Origin of the sequence: Pseudomonas sp. B21-059, from assembly GCF_026016285.1 — a bacterium.
In the GTDB taxonomy this organism is placed as follows: domain Bacteria; phylum Pseudomonadota; class Gammaproteobacteria; order Pseudomonadales; family Pseudomonadaceae; genus Aquipseudomonas; species Aquipseudomonas danubii.
In genome coordinates, this window is sequence record NZ_CP087201.1 from 4777567 (window position 1) to 4797003 (window position 19437).

At 61.9% G+C, this 19437-nt stretch carries 16 protein-coding genes and 1 pseudogene; 7 read left to right on the top strand and 10 right to left on the bottom strand.

What is annotated here, in order from left to right; translation table 11 throughout:
- Positions 1-47 precede the first annotated feature (47 nt).
- Positions 48-2996 carry an HD domain-containing phosphohydrolase gene (locus tag LOY69_RS20885; RefSeq protein WP_265073549.1) on the top strand — a complete coding sequence of 983 codons (2949 nt, stop codon included), beginning with the start codon at positions 48-50 and terminating at the stop codon, positions 2994-2996.
- A 6-nt stretch (positions 2997-3002) separates the two neighbouring features.
- Here the strand turns inward: LOY69_RS20885 and LOY69_RS20890 are convergent, their stop codons facing one another.
- A complete protein-coding gene (locus LOY69_RS20890; protein ID WP_016965076.1) occupies positions 3003-3485 on the bottom strand; it encodes a GAF domain-containing protein in 483 nt (160 codons plus the stop codon).
- Complete coding sequence (locus LOY69_RS20895; protein WP_110653134.1) at positions 3482-4372, bottom strand: ATP-binding protein; 891 nt, start codon at positions 4370-4372, stop codon at positions 3482-3484. Before LOY69_RS20895 ends, LOY69_RS20890 begins: the two co-directional genes overlap by 4 nt.
- Positions 4373-4537: 165 nt before the next feature.
- Between LOY69_RS20895 and LOY69_RS20900 the strand changes: the two genes are divergently transcribed.
- A complete protein-coding gene (locus LOY69_RS20900) occupies positions 4538-6859 on the top strand; it encodes a response regulator (protein ID WP_170002746.1) in 2322 nt (773 codons plus the stop codon).
- Here the strand turns inward: LOY69_RS20900 and LOY69_RS20905 are convergent.
- The 3 genes from LOY69_RS20905 to msrB form a co-directional block, all read right to left on the bottom strand.
- Entirely contained in the window at positions 6843-7304 is a 462-nt protein-coding gene (locus tag LOY69_RS20905; RefSeq protein ID WP_102860911.1) for a MarR family winged helix-turn-helix transcriptional regulator, read from the bottom strand. The genes LOY69_RS20900 and LOY69_RS20905 overlap by 17 nt on opposite strands.
- Positions 7301-7786, bottom strand: a complete 486-nt coding sequence (locus tag LOY69_RS20910; RefSeq protein ID WP_110594560.1) for a glutathione peroxidase — start codon at positions 7784-7786, stop codon at positions 7301-7303. The genes LOY69_RS20905 and LOY69_RS20910 overlap by 4 nt, the downstream gene beginning before the upstream one ends.
- A 103-nt stretch (positions 7787-7889) precedes the next feature.
- Complete coding sequence (gene msrB, locus LOY69_RS20915; RefSeq protein ID WP_102880431.1) at positions 7890-8282, bottom strand: peptide-methionine (R)-S-oxide reductase MsrB; 393 nt, start codon at positions 8280-8282, stop codon at positions 7890-7892.
- Between the two features lie 223 nt (positions 8283-8505).
- On the opposite strand from msrB, the gene LOY69_RS20920 reads away from it, so the two are divergent.
- Both LOY69_RS20920 and htpX read left to right on the top strand, forming a co-directional pair.
- Complete coding sequence (locus tag LOY69_RS20920; protein ID WP_016965070.1) at positions 8506-9717, top strand: pyridoxal phosphate-dependent aminotransferase; 1212 nt, start codon at positions 8506-8508, stop codon at positions 9715-9717.
- Between the two features lie 304 nt (positions 9718-10021).
- Positions 10022-10909, top strand: a complete 888-nt coding sequence (gene htpX, locus LOY69_RS20925; protein ID WP_102880432.1) for a protease HtpX — start codon at positions 10022-10024, stop codon at positions 10907-10909.
- Between the two features lie 68 nt (positions 10910-10977).
- On the opposite strand, the gene LOY69_RS20930 is transcribed toward htpX, so the two are convergent.
- Entirely contained in the window at positions 10978-11643 is a 666-nt protein-coding gene (locus tag LOY69_RS20930) for a thiopurine S-methyltransferase (protein ID WP_265073550.1), read from the bottom strand.
- Between the two features lie 101 nt (positions 11644-11744).
- On the opposite strand from LOY69_RS20930, the gene LOY69_RS20935 reads away from it, so the two are divergent.
- Positions 11745-12512 (top strand): DODA-type extradiol aromatic ring-opening family dioxygenase, encoded by a 768-nt coding sequence (locus LOY69_RS20935; RefSeq protein WP_102880434.1) that lies wholly within the window; start codon positions 11745-11747, stop codon positions 12510-12512.
- A 137-nt stretch (positions 12513-12649) separates the two neighbouring features.
- Here LOY69_RS20935 and LOY69_RS20940 read toward each other — a convergent pair.
- Positions 12650-14357 (bottom strand): annotated as a pseudogene (locus tag LOY69_RS20940) (DEAD/DEAH box helicase).
- A 387-nt stretch (positions 14358-14744) separates the two neighbouring features.
- On the opposite strand from LOY69_RS20940, the gene LOY69_RS20945 reads away from it, so the two are divergent.
- A complete protein-coding gene (locus tag LOY69_RS20945) occupies positions 14745-15536 on the top strand; it encodes a crotonase/enoyl-CoA hydratase family protein (RefSeq protein ID WP_265073551.1) in 792 nt (263 codons plus the stop codon).
- Between the two features lie 52 nt (positions 15537-15588).
- Here the strand turns inward: LOY69_RS20945 and LOY69_RS20950 are convergent, their stop codons facing one another.
- A complete protein-coding gene (locus LOY69_RS20950) occupies positions 15589-16344 on the bottom strand; it encodes a spermidine synthase (RefSeq protein ID WP_102860905.1) in 756 nt (251 codons plus the stop codon).
- A gap of 160 nt (positions 16345-16504) precedes the next feature.
- On the opposite strand from LOY69_RS20950, the gene LOY69_RS20955 reads away from it, so the two are divergent.
- The gene (locus LOY69_RS20955) at positions 16505-17851 is read left to right on the top strand and encodes a class II 3-deoxy-7-phosphoheptulonate synthase (RefSeq protein WP_102860904.1); all 1347 of its coding nucleotides are present in this window, start codon (positions 16505-16507) and stop codon (positions 17849-17851) included.
- Positions 17852-17918: 67 nt separating this feature from the next.
- On the opposite strand, the gene LOY69_RS20960 is transcribed toward LOY69_RS20955, so the two are convergent.
- Positions 17919-19133, bottom strand: coding sequence for a winged helix-turn-helix domain-containing protein (locus tag LOY69_RS20960; protein WP_102880436.1), 1215 nt, complete (start codon positions 19131-19133; stop codon positions 17919-17921).
- A 65-nt stretch (positions 19134-19198) separates the two neighbouring features.
- A complete protein-coding gene (locus tag LOY69_RS20965) occupies positions 19199-19420 on the bottom strand; it encodes a DUF1127 domain-containing protein (protein WP_102861006.1) in 222 nt (73 codons plus the stop codon).
- Positions 19421-19437 lie beyond the last annotated feature (17 nt).

Sequence of the window (19437 nt, forward strand, 5' to 3'; positions counted from 1 at the left end):
TGCTTGGTTCCTGAGCTATGCCTGATGTGCCCTTGGAGAGAATTGGAATGCCGAGCACGCCACAACCTACACAACGCCGCTTTCCTCTCCATATCCATATCAGCGTGATGTTCACCCTGCTGCTGCTCCTGACTGGCGTGGTGCTGGGCATCTACAACTACCAACAGACCACCCGCATCATCCTGGGCAGCAGTGAAAAACTCTTCCAGCGCATCGAACAGGATGTGCGCAGCGACCTGAAATCCACCTATGACCCCATACGCCACCTGCTCAGCCTGCTGGCGGACAACCCGGCGGCCCAGGCTTCAAACCTGGAACAGCGTCTGGCGCTGCTCAAGCCGTTCAGCCAGTCGTTGCAGGACAACCCGAACCTGGCCTCGCTGTACCTGGGATATGCCAATGGCGACTTCTTCATGGTGCGTCCGCTGCGCAACGCCGAGATCAAGGACAAGCGCCATGCCCCGCCGGACAGCGCCTACGAAATCTGGAGCATCGAGCGCAATGCCAGCAGCGGCCAGGTTCACTCACAGTCGCTGTTCTATGACGCCGGGTTGTCCCTGATCGACCGTCGGCACCACGCCGACGAGCGCTACGACCCGAGAACCCGTGACTGGTTCTCCAGCGCCCGGGGCGATGCCGACCAGATCACCACCCGGCCCTATGTGTTTTATTCCACCCTCAACGTCGGCACCACCCTGGCCCGGCGCAGCGGCAGAATGGCAGTGATCGGTGCCGATCTGACCCTCGAACAACTGTCATCGACCCTGGCCAAGAACCGGGTCACACCGGCCACCGAGGTGGCGCTGCTGGATGACCAGGGCAACGTCGTGGCCTACCCCGACAGCCACAAGCTGCTCCTGGAACAGCGCAGCGCGCGCCTGATCAAGGGCAATGACCTGAACCCGATGCTCGATGCCCTGTTGCAGGGGCAGACCGTTGACGGTCACTTGCAGGCCCTGGGACGCGACTGGATAGTCGCCAGCAGCCAAATCGCCGAAGGCGGGCCCGGCGGACTGCGACTGGCATTGCTGGTGCCCGAGGACGAACTGCTGGTCGATGCCTACCGCCTGCGCTGGCAAGGGGCCTTGATCACGCTGACCACCCTGCTGCTGTGCCTGCCCCTGGGCTGGCTGATCTCGCGCATTCTGGTGCGGCCACTGCACGCTCTGGTGCAGGAAGCGGACGCCATCCGCAGCTTCAATTTCGACTACCCGGTGTCGCGGCGCTCACCTGTGCTGGAGGTGGACCAACTGAGCCTGTCCATGGCCCGGATGAAAGATACCCTGGCCAGTTTTTTCGAGATCAACGCTAGCCTGTCCGCCGAAACCCGCTTCGATCCCCTGCTGCAACGGGTGCTGTTCGAGACCGTGAAGATCGCCCAGGCCCAGGCCGGGCTGATCTACCTCACGGAAAGCAAGGGTTCGCGCCTGCAACCCTATGGCCTGATCATCGATGGACAACTCCAGGACCTGCAGCGCTTCGATATCGCCACCAAAGACCTGACGGACCCGAGGCTCCCGGACTGGCTGCATCAATTGACCGACAACGACAACGTGGTCACTACCCTGGGCTTCGAACAGGCCGGCAGCCTGCAAAGCGTGCTGCTGGCCCTGGACAGTCCCAGCTCCCATCTGGTGGGCATCCGCTTGCGCAATCGGCACAACGAAACGGTGGGCATGCTCCTACTGTTTCTGGTGGACAGCGGCACCGAGGCAGACCTGGAAAAACTCAGCCCGGACCGTATCGCCTTTATCCAGGCGGTGTCCGCCACCGCCGCGCTGTGCATCGAGAGCCAGCGCCTGCAGAACAAGCAAAAGCATCTGCTGGACGCCTTTATCCAGTTGCTGGCCGGGGCCATCGATGCCAAGAGTCCCTACACCGGCGGCCACTGCCAGCGCGTGCCGGCCCTGACCCTGATGCTGGCCGAAGCCGCTGCCGCCAGCCAGGACCCGAAGTTCGCCGCCTATCAACCCAGCGACGACGAGTGGGAAGCCTTGCATATTGCCGCCTGGCTGCATGACTGCGGTAAGGTCACGACCCCGGAATACGTGGTGGACAAAGCCACCAAGCTGGAAACCCTGAATGACCGGATTCATGAAATCCGCACCCGCTTCGAAGTGCTCAAGCGCGATGCCTGGATCGACTACTGGCGGGCCGTGGCCGAAGGGGCCGAGGCCACCGCCCAGGCCGCCGAGCGCGACGAGCGCCTGCGGGCCCTGGACGAGGATTTCGCTTTTGTCGCGCATTGCAATCTGGGGGCCGAGTTCATGGCCGAGGCCGACCAGCAGCGCCTGCAGATCATCGCCCAGCGCACCTGGAGCCGGACCCTGGACGATCGCCTGGGGGTTTCCTGGGAGGAGCTGCAGCGTCAGAACCGCACCCCGGCGCCCAGCCTGCCGGTGCAGGAGCATCTGCTGGCGGACAAGCCGGAACACCTGCTGGAGCGCAGCGCCGTGGAGATCATGACCGCGGACAATCCCTGGGGCTTCAAGCTCCAGGTGCCAGCCCACAAGTACAACCGTGGCGAGCTGTACAACCTGAGCATCCCCCGAGGCACGCTGACCGCCGAGGAGCGCTATGTGATCAATCACCACATCGTGCAGACCATCATCATGCTCAACCACCTGCCCTTTCCCAGCCACTTGCAGAACGTGGCGGAGATCGCCGGCGGCCATCACGAGAAAATGGACGGCAGCGGCTACCCCAAACAGCTCAAGCGTGAACAGATGAGCCTGCCGGCGCGGATGATGGCGATTGCCGATATCTTCGAGGCACTGACCGCGGCAGACCGCCCCTACAAGAAGGGCAAGACCCTCAGCGAAGCGCTGAACATCATGGCCATGATGTGCCGCGACGCCCACATCGATCCCGAATTGTTCGAGCTGTTTCTTCAGGAGCAGATCTATCAGCGCTACGCCGAGCGCTTCCTGGTGCCACAGCAGATCGATGCCGTGGATCGTGACGCTCTGTTGAAAAAGGCAGGTTTGACCGCCTGATGGCGGTCAGCAGTCACTCAGGCGCAGGAAGATCGCCGCCAGTTGTTCGATCCCGGCCTGGTCCGCCGGGCTGAAGCGGGCCAGTTTCGGGCTGTCCAGGTCGAGCACGCCGATCAACCGGCCGTCCTTGACCAGAGGCACCACCAGCTCGCTGTTGGACGCGCTGTCACAGGCGATGTGTCCGGCAAAGGCATGCACATCCTCTACCCGTTGAGTCTGCAGGGTGGCTGCGGCAGTGCCGCAAACGCCACGACCGAAGGGTATCCGCACGCAGGCGATCTGGCCCTGGAACGGGCCGAGCACCAATTCCTGGTTGCGATTGAGGTAGAAGCCGGCCCAGTTCAGGTCATCGAGCTGGCTGAACAGGAACGCCGAGAACTGCGCGGCATTGGCGATGAAGTCACGCTCATCGGCCAACAGCGACTCCAGCTGGGCACACAGCAGCCCGTAGCCATCCAGGCCTTGGCCGGCACTTTGTAAATCGATCATGCTTTTTGCTCCAACAACTGCAAGCCCACCCAATAGCGGGCAAATTGATAGGCACATCGGCCGTTGCGGTTGCCACGGCCCGTGGCCCAGCGTACCGCCAGAATGTCCAGCTCTTCAGTGCGCTGCCAGCTCAAGCCGGCCTTGCGCGCCAGTTCGCCGATCCAGTGTTCCACCACATTGAGAAAGTGTTCCTGAGTGAAGGGATAGAACGAGAGCCACAGGCCGAAGCGGTCCGACAGGGCGATCTTGTCTTCCACCGCTTCGCTGGGGTGCAGTTCGCCGTCGACGCGCTTCCAGTTCTCGTTGTCACTTTCCTTTTCCGGCACCAGGTGCCGGCGGTTCGAGGTGGCGTACAACAGCACGTTTTCCGGAGCCTGCTCCAGGGAACCGTCGAGTACGCTCTTGAGCACCCGGTAGTCGCCCTCGCCGGCCTCGAACGACAGGTCGTCGCAGAACAGCACGAAACGCTGGGGCAGCTTGACCAGTTGCTCCACCACCCGTGGCAGGTCCGCCAGGTGATCACGCTCGATCTCGATCAACCGCAGGCCGCCCTTGGCGTGCTCGGCCAACAAGGCTCGCACCAGGGAGGATTTACCGGTGCCACGCGAGCCCCAGAGCAAGGCATGGTTGGCCGGCAGGCCGTCAAGAAACTGCTGGGTATTGCGCGCCAACTGCTCGCGCTGCTTGTCGACCCCGATCAGATCGCTCAGGCGCATATCCAGGCTGACTTCCAGGGGCAGCAGGAAGCCACTGCGGCCTTCACGCTGCCAGCGGGCTGCCAGGCACTGATTCCAGTCGATGCTCTGACGCAAGGCAGGTAGCAGCGGTTCGATTCGGGCCAGGACGGCATCGGCACGTTCAAGAAATGCATTCAATCGGGCATCCACGACTTTTCCTCAGGCACGTTCAAGGTAATGATGCGTCACACAGACCAAACGCCGTCCTGATCAAAGGGTCTATTGCCTTATCAGCTGCTGCCAGGCCAGGCCGGCAACCAAAGATGATCAGCTATGCTTGCGCAGCGAAGGGAAACGAAAGTGGTTCAGCCCCCCATGGATATCAAGTTCACCAATCGCCTGTCCTATAAACAGGCCCGGCTCACCGTGCTGGTGGGTTTCATTCTGGGGACCGCGCTCAGTCTGCTGCAAATCGGCATCGATTATGCCAGCGAAGATGCCTCCATCAATCGTGAAATTCAGTCACTGCTGGAAATCAGTCACAACCCGGCCTCACGCATTGCCTACAACATCGACTCCGAACTGGCCCAGGAACTGACCCTGGGTCTGCTGCGTTCCCCGGCGATCATTCGTGCGCAGCTCATCGACAACAACAATACCCTGCTGGCCAACGTCGAACGGCCCGCGCAACAGAGCCCCTACCGGGCCCTCAGCGACTTCCTGTTCGGTGCCGACCGGCAGTTCGAAAATCGCCTGTACCTCAGCCACCTGCCCGAGGAGTCCCTCGGCACCCTGCATCTGGACGTCGACACCTATGCCTTCGGCAGCCGCTTCCTGCGCCGCGCCGAGGTCACCCTGATCAACGGCTTCGCCCGTAGCCTGATCCTCACCGGGATTCTCCTGGCACTGTTCTACGTCATGCTGACCAAGCCTCTGGTGGGGGTGATCCGCGAGCTCAGTAGCCGTGACCCGCGCAGCCCGCAACAGACCAAACTGGAGTTTCCCCACGGCCACGAGAACGATGAAGTCGGGGTATTGGTCAAGGTGGCCAACCAGCAATTCGAGATCATGGCCACCGAGATCCAGCAACGACGCAATGCCGAGAACCGCCTGACCGAGTACCTCGGGCAGCTGGAAAACATGGTCTCGGCACGCACCACCGAGCTCAAGGCCAGCAACGCCCGGCTCAGCCAGTCCAACGAGGAGCTGGAGGTCGCCCGGCGCACTGCCCTGGACATGGCCCAGGCCCGCGCCGCATTCCTGGCCAACATGAGCCACGAGATCCGCACCCCGCTCAACGGCCTGCTGGGGATGATCGCCCTGTCCCTGGACAGCCCGCTGACCCCCGAACAGCGCCAGCAACTGTCTATCGCCCACGACTCCGGCAAAGTCCTGGTGGAGCTGCTCAACGATATTCTCGACATGTCCAAGTTCGACGCCGGGCAGTTGGAGCTGGAGCGCATCCCCTTCGACCTCGGGGTGCTGGTGGAAGACACCGCCAACCTGTTGTCGCAGAACGCGGCAGCCAGCGTGGAACTGGCCTGCCTGATCGCCCCGGACTTTCCGGCCCTGGTGCTGGGGGACCCGATGCGGGTACGACAGATCGTCAGCAACCTGCTGTCCAATGCCCTCAAGTTCACCCGCTTCGGCCGCGTCGATGTGCGCCTGAGCACCCAGGGCGACGGGGTGCGTATCGAAATCTGCGACACCGGGATCGGCATCGCCCAGGAAGCCCAGGTGCGGATCTTCCAGCCCTACACCCAGGCGGGCGCCGGTATCACCCGCCAATACGGCGGCACGGGGCTGGGCCTGGCCCTGACCTACAACCTCTGCGAGGCCATGAACGGGCGCTTGAGCATCAGCTCGGAAGTGGGCTTCGGCAGTCAGTTCTGCGCCGATCTGCCGCTGCCCTGCCATACCCCGGCCATTGCGCCGCCGGCGCTGTCCGGCAAGATCATCGCCATCACCGACGCCGGCAGCGGCCTGGCTGAACTGCTGGGTTCCCTGCTGCCGACCTGGGGGCTCGACTACCAGCGTTACGACATCGAGGACTCGCTGGCCGGGCGTGACCCCGACCTGCTGATCACGGATTGCCCGGAATGCCTGTTCGGCCTGCGCCCGGCCATTACCGCGCCGATCCTGCTGGTGACCGCCTATGGCAGCTTCCTGCCCAGCGAAGAGGCCAGCGCCCTGGCGCCGCTGCAGCAACAGGCTCGCCCCTTGGCGCGCAATGCCTTGTATCAGACCCTGCGCCGCTCGTTGCTGGCGGAAACCATTACCCTCAATGACGCCCAGCTGGAAATGCCGGCGCAGATCCGCCGGGCAGACATTCTGCTGGTGGAAGACAACCCGGTGAATCAACTGGTGGCCAAAGGCATGCTCAGCAAGCTCGGGTGTGCCGTGACCGTGGCCGTCCATGGCGCCGAGGCCCTCAACCAGTTGGAGCACAACCGCTTCGACCTGGTGCTGATGGACTGCAACATGCCGGTCATGGACGGTTATGAAGCCAGCCGACAGATCCGCCGCAGTGGGCGCTGGCCGGACTTGCCGATCATTGCCCTGACCGCCAACGCCATGCCCGAGGAGCGCGAACGCTGCCGAGCGGCGGGCATGAGCGACTACCTGGCCAAGCCATTTCGCCGCGAGGAACTGATCGCCCTGCTGGATCTGTGGGTGCCCACTACGACAAGGCTCTGATCTGCTGCAGCAGGTGATCGAGGCCGTCGCGCAACTGGTCCAGGCTGTTGAGGTCAACGCCGCTCTCGCACAATAGCGCCGCCTTGAGCGGCGGCACCTGATCGCGCAGCGCCAGACCCGTTTCACTCAAGCTCAGGTGCACTTCCCGCTCATCACGTCCTGAGCGTTGGCGCTGCACCAGTTGCAGTTGTTCAAGACGCTTGAGCAATGGGGTCAGGGTGCCGGAATCCAGGGACAGACGCTCCCCCAGCGCCTTCACCGTCGGCTGCGGCACAGGCACCGCCTGCCACTCCCACAGCACCAGCATCACCAGGTACTGCGGATAGGTCAGGCCCAGGCGGTCGAGCATCGGCTTGTAGCCACGAACCACCGCCCGCGAGGCAGCGTACAGCTTGAAACACAGCTGGGAATCGAGTTTCAGTGAATCCGCCGACAGGTCGTTCATTTGAGCAGGGCTTCAATCTCGCGGCCGAGGTCCTGGGGCTTGGTCGTCGGTGCGAAACGCTTGACCAGCTTGCCGTCCTGGCCAATCAGGAACTTGGTGAAATTCCATTTGATGCCCTGGGAACCCAGGACCCCAGGCGCACGCTTCTTCAACTGGACGAACAGCGGGTGAGCGGCGGCGCCATTGACTTCGATCTTCTTGAACAGCGGGAAGCTGACGCCGTAGTTCAGCTCGCAGAACTCGGAAATCGCCCCTTCGTCACCCGGCTCCTGCTGGCCGAACTGGTTGCACGGAAACCCCAGTACCACCAGGCCCTGGTCCTTGTAGGTCTGCCACAACTCCTCCAGTCCCTTGTACTGGGGCGTGAAGCCACATTTGCTGGCGGTGTTGACCACCAGCACGGCCTTGCCGGAGAAGTCCGCCAGGGTCTTCTGTTCACCCTTGATGGTGGTGCAGGGAATAGTCAGCAGCGAATCGGTCATGGCAGCAATTCCATTCAAGATAAGAGGCAGTAAAAATAGCGATCAATTAAATTGCACGCAATTTAATTAACCGAAAGGCGACTCCGAAGAATCGCCCTGCTATTCAACGCGGAACCAGATCCAGGCAAACCGAATTGATGCAATAACGCAAGCCGGTGGGCGGCGGACCGTCCGGGAAAACATGGCCCAAGTGGGCATCGCATTTGGCACAGACCACTTCGGTCCGGATCATGCCGTGGCTCACGTCACGAATCTCGACCATGGCACTGTCGGCGATGGGTTCAAAGAAACTCGGCCAGCCACACCCAGAGTCGAATTTGGCCTTGGAGTCGAACAACGGCTCATTGCAGCAGATGCAATGATAGACCCCATCGGTCTTGGTGCCGTTGTACTTGCCCGAGAAGGGCCGTTCGGTGCCTTTGAGCCGGCAGACGTTGTACTGCTCCGGATCGAGCATCGCCCGCCACTCTTCCAGGGTTTTTTCCAGCTTTTCCATGGTCCTTCCTCTGCAACGGAAAAAGCCCGATCTGTGTCTTTTCCACGGATCGGGCGGCACGTATGATTGCGCCTCGTCAGACGCCAGTCTGGCAGCCGCGTTACACCCATTCAAACGGATTTTGCCGCGCCGGTGCGGGCTACAGGCCGGTGTGACACGGCAGGATTCCCAGTACGGTAGTTCATCCTCCGCCTGGATCGTTCATTTTCGGGAACACATCGCCATGCAGGTCAGCAAATCGAACAAGCTCGCCAACGTCTGTTATGACATTCGCGGCCCAGTGCTCAAGCACGCCAAGCGTCTGGAAGAGGAAGGCCATCGCATCCTCAAGCTGAACATCGGCAACCCGGCGCCCTTTGGTTTCGAGGCGCCGGACGAGATTCTCCAGGACGTGATCCGCAACCTGCCCACCGCCCAGGGCTACAGCGATTCCAAGGGCCTGTTCAGTGCGCGCAAGGCGGTGATGCAGTACTACCAGCAGAAGCAGGTGGAAGGCATCGGCATTGAAGACATCTACCTGGGCAACGGTGTTTCCGAACTGATCGTGATGGCCATGCAGGCCCTGCTCAACAATGGCGACGAAGTGCTGGTACCGGCGCCGGACTACCCGCTGTGGACCGCCGCGGTGAGCCTGGCCGGCGGCAACCCGGTGCACTACCTGTGCGACGAGCAGGCCAACTGGTGGCCGGACCTGGCCGACATCAAGGCCAAGATCACCCCGAACACCAAGGCACTGGTGATCATCAACCCGAACAACCCCACCGGCGCCGTGTACCCCAAGGAGGTGCTGCTGGGCATGCTGGAGCTGGCCCGCCAGCACAACCTGGTGGTGTTCTCGGACGAGATCTACGACAAGATCCTCTACGATGACGCGGTGCACATCTGCACCGCTTCCCTGGCGCCGGACCTGCTGTGCCTGACCTTCAACGGCCTGTCCAAGTCCTATCGGGTGGCGGGCTTCCGTTCCGGCTGGGTAGCCATTTCCGGTCCCAAGCAGCATGCCCTGAGCTATATCGAAGGCATCGACATGCTGGCCAACATGCGCCTGTGCGCCAACGTGCCCAGCCAGCACGCGATCCAGACCGCCCTGGGCGGCTACCAGAGCATCAATGACCTGGTGCTGCCGCCCGGCCGCCTGCTGGAACAGCGCAACCGTACCTGGGAGCTGCTCAACGACATTCCCGGGGTCAGTTGCGTGAAACCCATGGGCGCGCTGTATGCCTTCCCCCGGATCGACCCGAAAGTCTGCCCGATCCATAACGATGAGAAGTTCGTTCTCGACCTGCTGCTTTCGGAAAAACTCCTAGTGGTCCAGGGCACCGCCTTCAACTGGCCTTGGCCGGATCACTTCCGCGTGGTCACCCTGCCGCGGGTCGATGACCTGGAACAGGCCATTGGACGGATCGGAAGTTTCCTCAAGTCCTACCGCCAGTAATCCGAATCACGCAGTGCGATCCTTACCCGGTCGCACTGCGATTAATTCAGCAACACATCTTCGCTGCCCTGCACCACGCCCCTTCTATAAGCTTGCACTTTCCGTCCGGCCCATTGTCACAAATCCTGCACCGCAGCCGGTTGATTGCCCCATCCGACAATCGCCCGCGCCGCGTCAATGCAAGCGTCTAACCCCGGGGCTAGACGACACAGTTTGAAATAGAAGCCGTATTGAATAGGCCGTTGCCGCACCTTATATACCCCGCAGTACGCTACATCTTTAGCTTGAGGAGATTTCTACAACCATGATGCGAATCCTGCTGTTTTTGGCCACTAACCTTGCGGTCGTGCTGATTGCCAGCATCACCCTGAGCCTTTTCGGCTTCAACGGGTTCATGGCGGCCAATGGGGTTGATCTCAACCTCAATCAGCTGCTGATTTTCTGTGCCGTCTTTGGTTTTGCCGGTTCGCTGTTCTCGCTGTTCATCTCCAAGTGGATGGCGAAGATGAGCACCAGCACGCAGATCATCACTCAACCGCGCACCCGCCATGAGCAATGGTTGTTGCAAACCGTTGAGCAACTGTCCCGCGAAGCCGGGATCAAGATGCCCGAAGTGGGTATTTTCCCGGCCTACGAGGCCAACGCCTTCGCCACCGGCTGGAACAAGAACGACGCTCTGGTGGCAGTCAGCCAGGGCCTGCTGGAACGCTTCTCGCCCGATGAAGTGAAAGCCGTACTGGCCCACGAGATCGGTCACGTTGCCAACGGCGACATGGTGACCCTGGCGCTGATCCAGGGCGTGGTGAACACCTTCGTGATGTTCTTCGCGCGGATCATCGGCAACTTCGTCGACAAGGTGATCTTCAAGAACGAAGAAGGCCAGGGCGTTGCCTACTACGTGGCGACCATCTTCGCCGAGCTGGTCCTGGGCTTTCTCGCCAGCGCCATCGTCATGTGGTTCTCGCGCAAGCGTGAATACCGTGCCGACGAAGCCGGTGCCCGCCTGGCCGGCACCAACGCCATGATCGGTGCCCTGCAGCGCCTGCGTTCGGAACAGGGCCTGCCGGTGCATATGCCCGACACCCTGAACGCCTTCGGCATCAATGGCGGCATCAAACAGGGTCTGGCTCGCATGTTCATGAGCCACCCGCCGCTGGAAGAGCGTATCGACGCCCTGCGTCGTCGCGGCTGATCAGCCAACCGGAAACACCCAAAAGGGCGACGCAAGTCGCCCTTTTGCATGCTGCGGGAAAACACCTGTCAGCGTCCGCCCTGCTTTTCCAGACGATAGACTCGCTCCACCAGCCGCGTGACTCCATTCTGGAGAAACTTCCAGCTCTCCCCCAGAATGTCACGCTCAACCTCTACCTCCAGCTGCCAGGCACTCCCCAGTCGCTCACGGACTTCATCGTCGAGCACCGCAAATGGCGGACCGTCCAGCTGAGACTGATCGTAATCCATGGCAATCAACAGCCCCTTGCTGCCCGCGGGCAACAGACTATTGAGGTGCGCGGCGTAGCGCTGACGCATTTCGGGGGGCAAGGCGATCATCGCGGCACGGTCGTACAGTGCAGTACAACCCGCAACGTCCTCGACAGTCAGGGCAAAGAAGTCACCGCACCAGAGCTGGATCGGGCCATGGGCATAGACCTTGAAGCCACCTCGCTGGCTGAGCTGCGGTTCTAGATTGTGCTCGCGAAAGAAGCCTTCAACAGCCTTCTCCGCCAACTCGATGCCCAACACCTGAAAACCCTGGTTGGCAAGCCAGATCAAGTCCAGGCTCTTGCCGCACAGAGGCACTAGCACCCGCGCGTCCGTGGGTAAGCCCAAACCCGGCCAGTACCGTTGCAGGTAGGGGTTGACCTCTGCCAGGTGAAAACCGATCTGATCCTGCTCCCAGCGTTTTTGCCAAAAGTCCGCGTGCATGAGAAGCCCTTAAAATTCGATCAAATAGCCCTAAAACTTATATTAGATTTAGATCAATGATCTGATTGAAGATGGCGCATCTTAACCTTCAGGACCTTCTCATGCTCCCCAGCCTGTTTATCTCCCACGGTTCTCCCATGCTTGCCCTGGAGCCCGGTGCCAGCGGTCCTGCCCTGGCCAACCTGGCGGCACAGCTGCCACGCCCCAAGGCGATCCTGGTGGTTTCAGCCCATTGGGAAAGCCAGGATCTGCGGGTCAGCTCCCACCCTCATCCGGAAACCTGGCATGACTTCGGCGGCTTTCCTGCCGCACTGTTTGCCGTGCAATACCCGGCTCCCGGCGATCCTGAACTAGCAGCGCAAGTGGTGGAGTTGCTCAAGGCCGACGGCCTGCCGGCGCAGTTGGACAACCAGCGGCCTTTCGACCACGGCGCCTGGGTGCCACTGTCGCTGATGTATCCACAAGCAGACATCCCGGTGATCCAGTTGTCACTGCCCAGTCACCAGGGCCCCGCCCTGCAGACCCGCATCGGTCATGCCTTGGCGAACCTGAGGAAACAAGGCGTGCTGCTGATCGGTTCCGGCAGCATTACCCACAACCTGCGGGAACTGGACTGGCACGCCGGGCCGGAAAGCGTCGAGCCCTGGGCCAAGGCCTTTCGTGACTGGATGATCGAAAAACTGGCGGCCGACGACGAAGCAGCCCTGCATGACTATCGGCAGCAAGCACCGAATGCCGTGCGCAGCCATCCCAGCGATGAACACCTGCTACCGCTGTACTTCGCCCGAGGCGCCGGTGGCGAATTCAGCGTGGCCCACCAGGGCTTCACCCTGGGCGCCCTGGGCATGGACATCTACCGCTTTGGCTGACGCCTCAACGGCAAGACTGCTACACAACCCCGCAGGAACCGGCTTGCCGGCGAACAGTCCCGACCCAAACTCCAGGCAAAAAAATCCCCGAACCAGTCGGGGATTTTTTATGCCTGATCAATCAGCCCGAGGGAGGATCAATCTTCGCGGTAGCGACGCAGCTTCAGCTGCTTGCCGGCAACGCGAGTGTCCTTGAGCTTGGTCAGCAGACGGTCGAGACCGTCTTCCGGCAGCTCGACCAGACTGAAGCTGTCACGCACCTGGATGCGACCGATGGCTTCACGGGCCAGGCCGCCTTCGTTGAGGATCGCGCCCAAGAGGTTCTTGGCAGCGATACCGTCACGGGCACCCAGCGCGGTACGGCAGCGAGCACGGCCTTCGCCCAGAGGCATTGGCGCGCGACGCTCACGGTCACCACGATCAGGACGATCGCCGGAACGCTCAGGACGATCGCCACGTGGCGCGCTGTTGGGCACCAGTGGACGCTCTTTCTCGATGGCTGCCAGGTTCAGCGCTTGACCGTTGGTGGCCTTGCGCAGCAGGGCCGCGGCCAGGGCGCGCGGGCTGCAACCTATATCGGCAGTCAGGCGATCCAGCAGCTCACCGTGGGTGGCTTCAGCATCAGCTACCAGCGGCGACAGGCTGTTGGTCAGCTTCTTGATGCGCGCATCAAGAACAGCTTGGGCGTCCGGCAGGCGAACTTCGGCAACCTTCTGCCCGGTCACACGCTCGATCACTTGCAGCATGCGGCGCTCACGCGGAGTCACCAGCAGCAGCGCACGACCTTCGCGACCGGCACGGCCGGTACGGCCGATACGGTGCACGTAGGATTCCGGGTCGTACGGCATATCCACGTTGAATACGTGGGTGATACGCGGTACGTCCAGACCACGAGCGGCGACGTCGGTGGCCACAACGATGTCCAGACGGCCATCCTTGAGGGAGTCGATCACGCGCTCACGCTGGTTCTGGGCGATGTCACCGTTCAGCGCAGCAGCTTTGTAGCCTTTGGCTTCCAGGGCACTGGCCAGGTCCAGGGTCGCTTGCTTGGTGCGCACGAACATGATCAGGGCGTCGAAATCTTCAACTTCCAGCAGGCTCAGAACAGCAGAGGTCTTCTGGTCAGCGTGAACCAGCAGGTGAGCCTGCTCGATCGCGGTGACGGTCTGGGTCTTGCTCTGGATCTTGACGTGCTTCGGGTCCTTCAGGTGACGCTCGGCGATGGCCCGGATCGACTGCGGCAGAGTGGCCGAGAACAGTACGGTCTGGCGGGACTCAGGCATGGCCTTGAAGATGACTTCCAGGTCATCCATGAAGCCCAGCTTGAGCATTTCGTCGGCTTCGTCGAGAACCAGGTGGTTCACGGTGGCCAACACTTTTTCGTCGCGACGCAGGTGGTCGCACAGACGGCCCGGAGTGGCGACAACGATCTGTGCGCCATTACGGATTGCTTTCAGTTGTGGGCCCATCGGCGCACCGCCGTAGACGGCCACAACAGTCACGCCCGGCATTTGCTTGGCGTAGGTTTCGAAAGCGGTTGCAACTTGCAGCGCCAACTCACGGGTTGGGGCCAGGATCAGAGCTTGCGGCTCGCGCTTGGACGGATCAATGCGGTGCAGGATAGGCAGGGCAAAGGCAGCGGTTTTACCGGTACCGGTTTGCGCCTGGCCAATCATATCGTGCCCGGCAAGGATGATCGGGATCGACTGCTGCTGAATAGCCGAAGGCTCTTCATAGCCGGTAGCGACTACTGCAGCGACAATATTGGGATGAAGTTCAAGAGCGGCGAAGCCGCCGATTTCCTGGGTCATGGGTCTGCCTCTAAGTGCATCCGCAAAGACCCATGCTCCAAAGCTGCGCATGCCGTGTAAGACTCAAGAGTCACCCTGGCAGCTTTGTCGGCGGGGATTTGCGAAAACGATTGGATGAATGGATCGTCAAGGATAGTCCGCGCAGCGGACAAGCAGCCGAAGCTGACTTCGGGGAATTGCATTACCTAAACGTGGCCCGGCTAAAGGCCGGCGCGCACTATACCGGAATTACTCAAAAAAGGGAGTTTTTTTATCGGAAAAATCCGCTGAACGCCCGATGGTCACGGGCTTTGCGCAGACTCGAAGGGCGCGCTATTTTGCTTGAGCCCGCCGTTGTTGGTCGCCACCGCTAAAACGATTCACCCTGGTGCTTGAAAGCCGTCTTGCCCATTCCCTCTTCCCCCCCTTGAGGATCGCGCCCATGAATCAGCCCAGTGCCAGCCGTGTCAGCCGCGAACTGCGCGGTCATCTATTCCTGATCGGCCTGGACCGGGTCGCCAAGCGCAATGCCTTCGATCTGGAGCTGCTCAACCAGCTGAGCCTGGCCTATGGCGAGTTCGAAGCCAGCAGCCAAGCGCGGATCGCCGTGGTGTTCGGCCACGGCGAACACTTTACCGCAGGGCTGGACCTGGCCAATGTCGGCGCTACCCTGGCTCAGGGCTGGCAGGCACCGCCCGGCGGCTGCGACCCCTGGGGCGTGTTCGCCGGACCACGGGTAAGCAAGCCCGTGATAGTCGCTGTACAGGGTTATTGCCTGACCATCGGCATCGAGTTGATGCTGGCGGCGGACATCAACCTCTGCGCCAGCAATACGCGCTTTGCCCAGATGGAAGTGCAGCGCGGCATCTTTCCCTTCGGCGGCGCAACCCTGCGCCTGCATCAACTGGCCGGCTGGGGCAATGCCATGCGCTGGTTACTGACCGGTGACGAGTTCGATGCCCATGAAGCCCTGCGCCTGGGGCTGGTCCAGGAAGTGATGGCCAGTGAGGACCTGCTGCCACGGGCCATTGAACTGGCCGAGCGGATTGCCCGACAGGCGCCGCTGGGGGTGCAGGCGACGCTGATGTCGGCGCGCCAGGCCAGGCTAGAAGGCGAGACGCTGGCCGCTCAGGGCTTGCCACCGCTGATACACAAACTGATGAACAGTGAGGACGCCAAGGAAGGCGTGCGGGCGATGATCGAGAAGCGACCGGGGGTGTTCAAGGGCTGCTGATCCAGGAGGCCGGCAGATCGTCCTCGCCGACAAACCGGCTCCTGCGCAAGTATCAGGTGGCGGGACGAATGGCCTTGATCAGCGACTGCAGGGAATAGCCCAGGCGCGGGGCCAGGGCTTCAGCCCGGGCGGTCAGGCTCGGCAGATCCAGGTCCTGCTCCAGGTCGGATGGCACGATCAGAATCACATTGCCCTCCTTCACCGGCAGCTCCCAGTAGTGGCGGTGATAAAGGCCACGCAACAAGGCTGCGCCCAGAGGCTTGCCGTCATCGGTAGCCCACTGGTTGATCACCAGCCAACCTCCGGGATTGAGGCGCTTCTGGCAGTTTTCCAGGAAGCCCCAGGCCAGATGACCGACGCCCGGGCCGACATCGGTGTACAGGTCGACGAAGATCAGGTCAGCGGATTCGGCACTGTCCAGCAACTCCAGGGCGTCACCGACTCTTATATAAAGACGCGGATCATCGTCCAGGCCCAGGTACTCGATGGCCAGGCGTGGAACATCCGGGCGCAGTTCGATGGCTTCGACGTCTTCCAGGGGCAGGAACTTCAGGCAGGCCTGGGTCAGGGTCCCGGCGCCCAGGCCGAGAAACAGTGCGCTCTCCGGCGCCTCATGACACAGGGCACCGATCAACATGGCCCGGGTGTAGTCGTACTCCAGCCAGCTGGGGTCGGCGGTGAACACGCAGCTTTGCTCGATGGCGTCGCCAAATTCGAGGAAGCGGTAGTCCGCCACTTCCAGTACCCGAATCATGCCGAACTGGTCATGAACCTCGGCGAGCACACGCTCGACGCGCTCCTCAGTCATTTCATCTCCTAGTCGCGGGGCTCGCAATCGGGCCGGCGCGATAAACCAACCGCTCGGCAGCGAGCGGGAAAGGCGCGATTGTCGGCCAAGCGAGAGGAGCAGGTCACGCACTAATTTGCTGCTAACATGCCCCTCCCACCGTAACGCACTCGAGTCCGCGATGAGCCAACCCTGGAGCCCCGACAGCTGGCGCGCTTTGCCGATCCAGCAACAACCCCAGTACCCCGACGCTGCGCATCTGCTGCAGGTCGAGCAAACCCTGGCCAGTTATCCACCGCTGGTGTTTGCCGGTGAAGCCCGGGAGTTGCGCCGCCAGTTTGCCGAAGTGACCCAGGGCCGCGCCTTCCTGCTGCAGGGCGGCGACTGTGCCGAAAGCTTCGCTGAGTTCTCCGCCGCGAAGATCCGCGACACCTTCAAGGTGCTGCTGCAGATGGCCATTGTCATGACTTTTGCCGCCGGCTGCCCGGTGGTCAAGGTCGGACGCATGGCCGGCCAGTTCGCCAAGCCGCGCTCGGCCAACGACGAAACCATCAATGGCGTGACCTTGCCGGCCTATCGCGGTGACATCGTCAACGGCATCGGCTTTGATGCAAAAAGCCGGATACCGGACCCGGACCGCCTGCTGCAGTCCTACCACCAGGCCACGGCCACCCTGAACCTGTTGCGGGCCTTCGCCCAGGGCGGCTTTGCCGACCTGCACCAGGTGCACAAGTGGAACCTGGACTTCATCGCCAACTCGGCTCTGGCCGAGAAATACAGCCAGCTCGCGGACCGCATCGATGAAACCCTGGCCTTCATGCGTGCCTGCGGCATGGACAGCTCGCCGCAACTGCGCGAGACCAGCTTCTTCACCGCCCACGAAGCGCTGCTGCTCAATTACGAAGAGGCCTTTGTCCGCCGTGACAGCCTGACCAACGACTACTACGATTGCTCGGCGCACATGCTGTGGATCGGCGACCGTACCCGCCAGCTCGACGGTGCCCACGTCGAGTTCCTGCGTGGCGTGAACAACCCGATCGGGGTCAAGGTCGGCCCGAGCATGAACACCGAGGAACTGATCCGCTTGATCGACATCCTCAACCCGGACAACGATCCCGGGCGCCTCAACCTGATCGTGCGCATGGGCGCCCACAAGGTCGGCGACCATCTGCCGCAACTGATCCGTGCGGTAGAAAGCGAAGGCAAGCAGGTGCTCTGGAGTTCGGACCCGATGCACGGCAACACCATCAAGGCCAGCAGCGGCTACAAGACCCGGGATTTCGCGCAGATCCTTACCGAGGTCAAGGAGTTCTTCCAGGTGCACCAGGCCGAAGGCAGCTATGCCGGCGGCATTCATATCGAGATGACCGGGCAGAACGTCACCGAGTGCATCGGCGGCGCACGGCCCATTACCGAAGACGGCTTATCGGATCGCTATCACACCCATTGCGATCCGCGGATGAACGCCGACCAGTCCCTGGAACTGGCCTTCCTGATTGCCGAGACTTTGAAGCAGGTCAAACGCTAAGAGCGCTTTCGCGGGCAAGCCCGCTCCTACAAGGGCAGTGTAGGAGCGGGCTTGCCCGCGACGCTCTTCACGCCAGCACCTCACGCAGGCGTCGCGCGCCATCACGCTGGCAATTGAGCTGAATCTGCTCCAATCCCAGCCAATCGGCCATCTTGCGCAATTGCACGGCCAATGCCCGGATGCCCTCTTCGTCCAGACCGGGCTGCTCTTCATGCACCCCATGCACCGCCAAACGCCCCTGAGCTCGCTCCGCCCGCAAATCGACCCGAGCGACGATCCGCTCGTTGTGCAAGAACGGCAGCACGTAATAGCCATAGACCCGCTTGTGCCGGGGCGTATAGATCTCCAGCCGATAGCGGAAATCGAACAGTCGCTCAGTGCGGCTGCGCTCCCAGATCAGTGAATCGAACGGAGACAACAGCGCACTGGCCTCGACCTTGCGCGGCACCTTGACCTGCGGCAGGCAATAGGCCGGCTGACGCCAACCCTGAACCTCGCAGGCCAGCAACTCACCGGACTCCACCAGCTCGGCGAGTCGTGCACGGCTGTCGCCTGGATCGAGACGAAAATAATCCCGAAGGTCCTTTTCCGTGGCCACACCCAGAGCGGTTGCGCCATGCAGCATCAGGCGACGCTGGGCCTGAGCCTCATCCAGCAGCGGTTGCCGAAGGATCTGCGGCGCGATCACCCGCTCCGGCAAATCGTACAGGCGCTCGAAGCCGCGGCGCCCCGCCACCGTTACCTCACCGGCCGCGAACAGCCATTCCAACGCATGCTTTTCTTCGCTCCAATCCCACCAGGGCCCGGCACGCTCCTCACGGGTGGACAGGCTGCCGGCGCCTAGCGCGCCCTGCTCTTCAACTGCGGCCATTACCCGACGGACAGTGGCCTGGCGCTCCTGACCAAAGCGCGTCAACTGGGAGTAGATACCCTGCCCTTGTTTTGCCCGCTGCATCCGCCAGCGCATCAGCGGGTACATGGACATGGGTAGCAACGACGCCTCATGCCCCCAGTATTCAAACAACGTGCGTTGCCGGCCCTGACTCCAGGCGGCCTGATCGAGCAACGCCTGTGGATAACTGCCCAGGCGGGAAAACAGCGGCAGGTAATGGGCCCGCACCAAGGCGTTGACCGAATCGATCTGCAACAGACCCAGGCGTTCTATCTGCTGATTGAGGCGTGCGGCCTTGATCGTTGCCGACGGCTGGCGCCCGCCGAAACCCTGGGCGGCCAGCGCCAGACGTCGAGCCTGCTTGAGAGAGAAAGAGCATTGTGCGGGCATGGGAGTTCTCCTTGTCTGCCCGCACGCTAGCGCACCGGGAAGCGGCTTGTGTAGCACTCTTGCCGCTATTTATGCATCGGGTCGTCCCAGAACGGGCGGACCCGCTCATGCTCGACATCGGCCCGCGTCAGGCCCAGGTCCTTCAACGCCTCATCGCTCAGCCCGGCGAGCATCCGGCGCTCACGGCCAAGCTCATACCAGCGCATGACCCTGCGCCATAAGCCGCTCAATGACAGCGCCTGAAACGACAGCTTGTGGACCAGCACATAACCCTTTTGACCTTTCATCATCTTGCCCTCCAGTG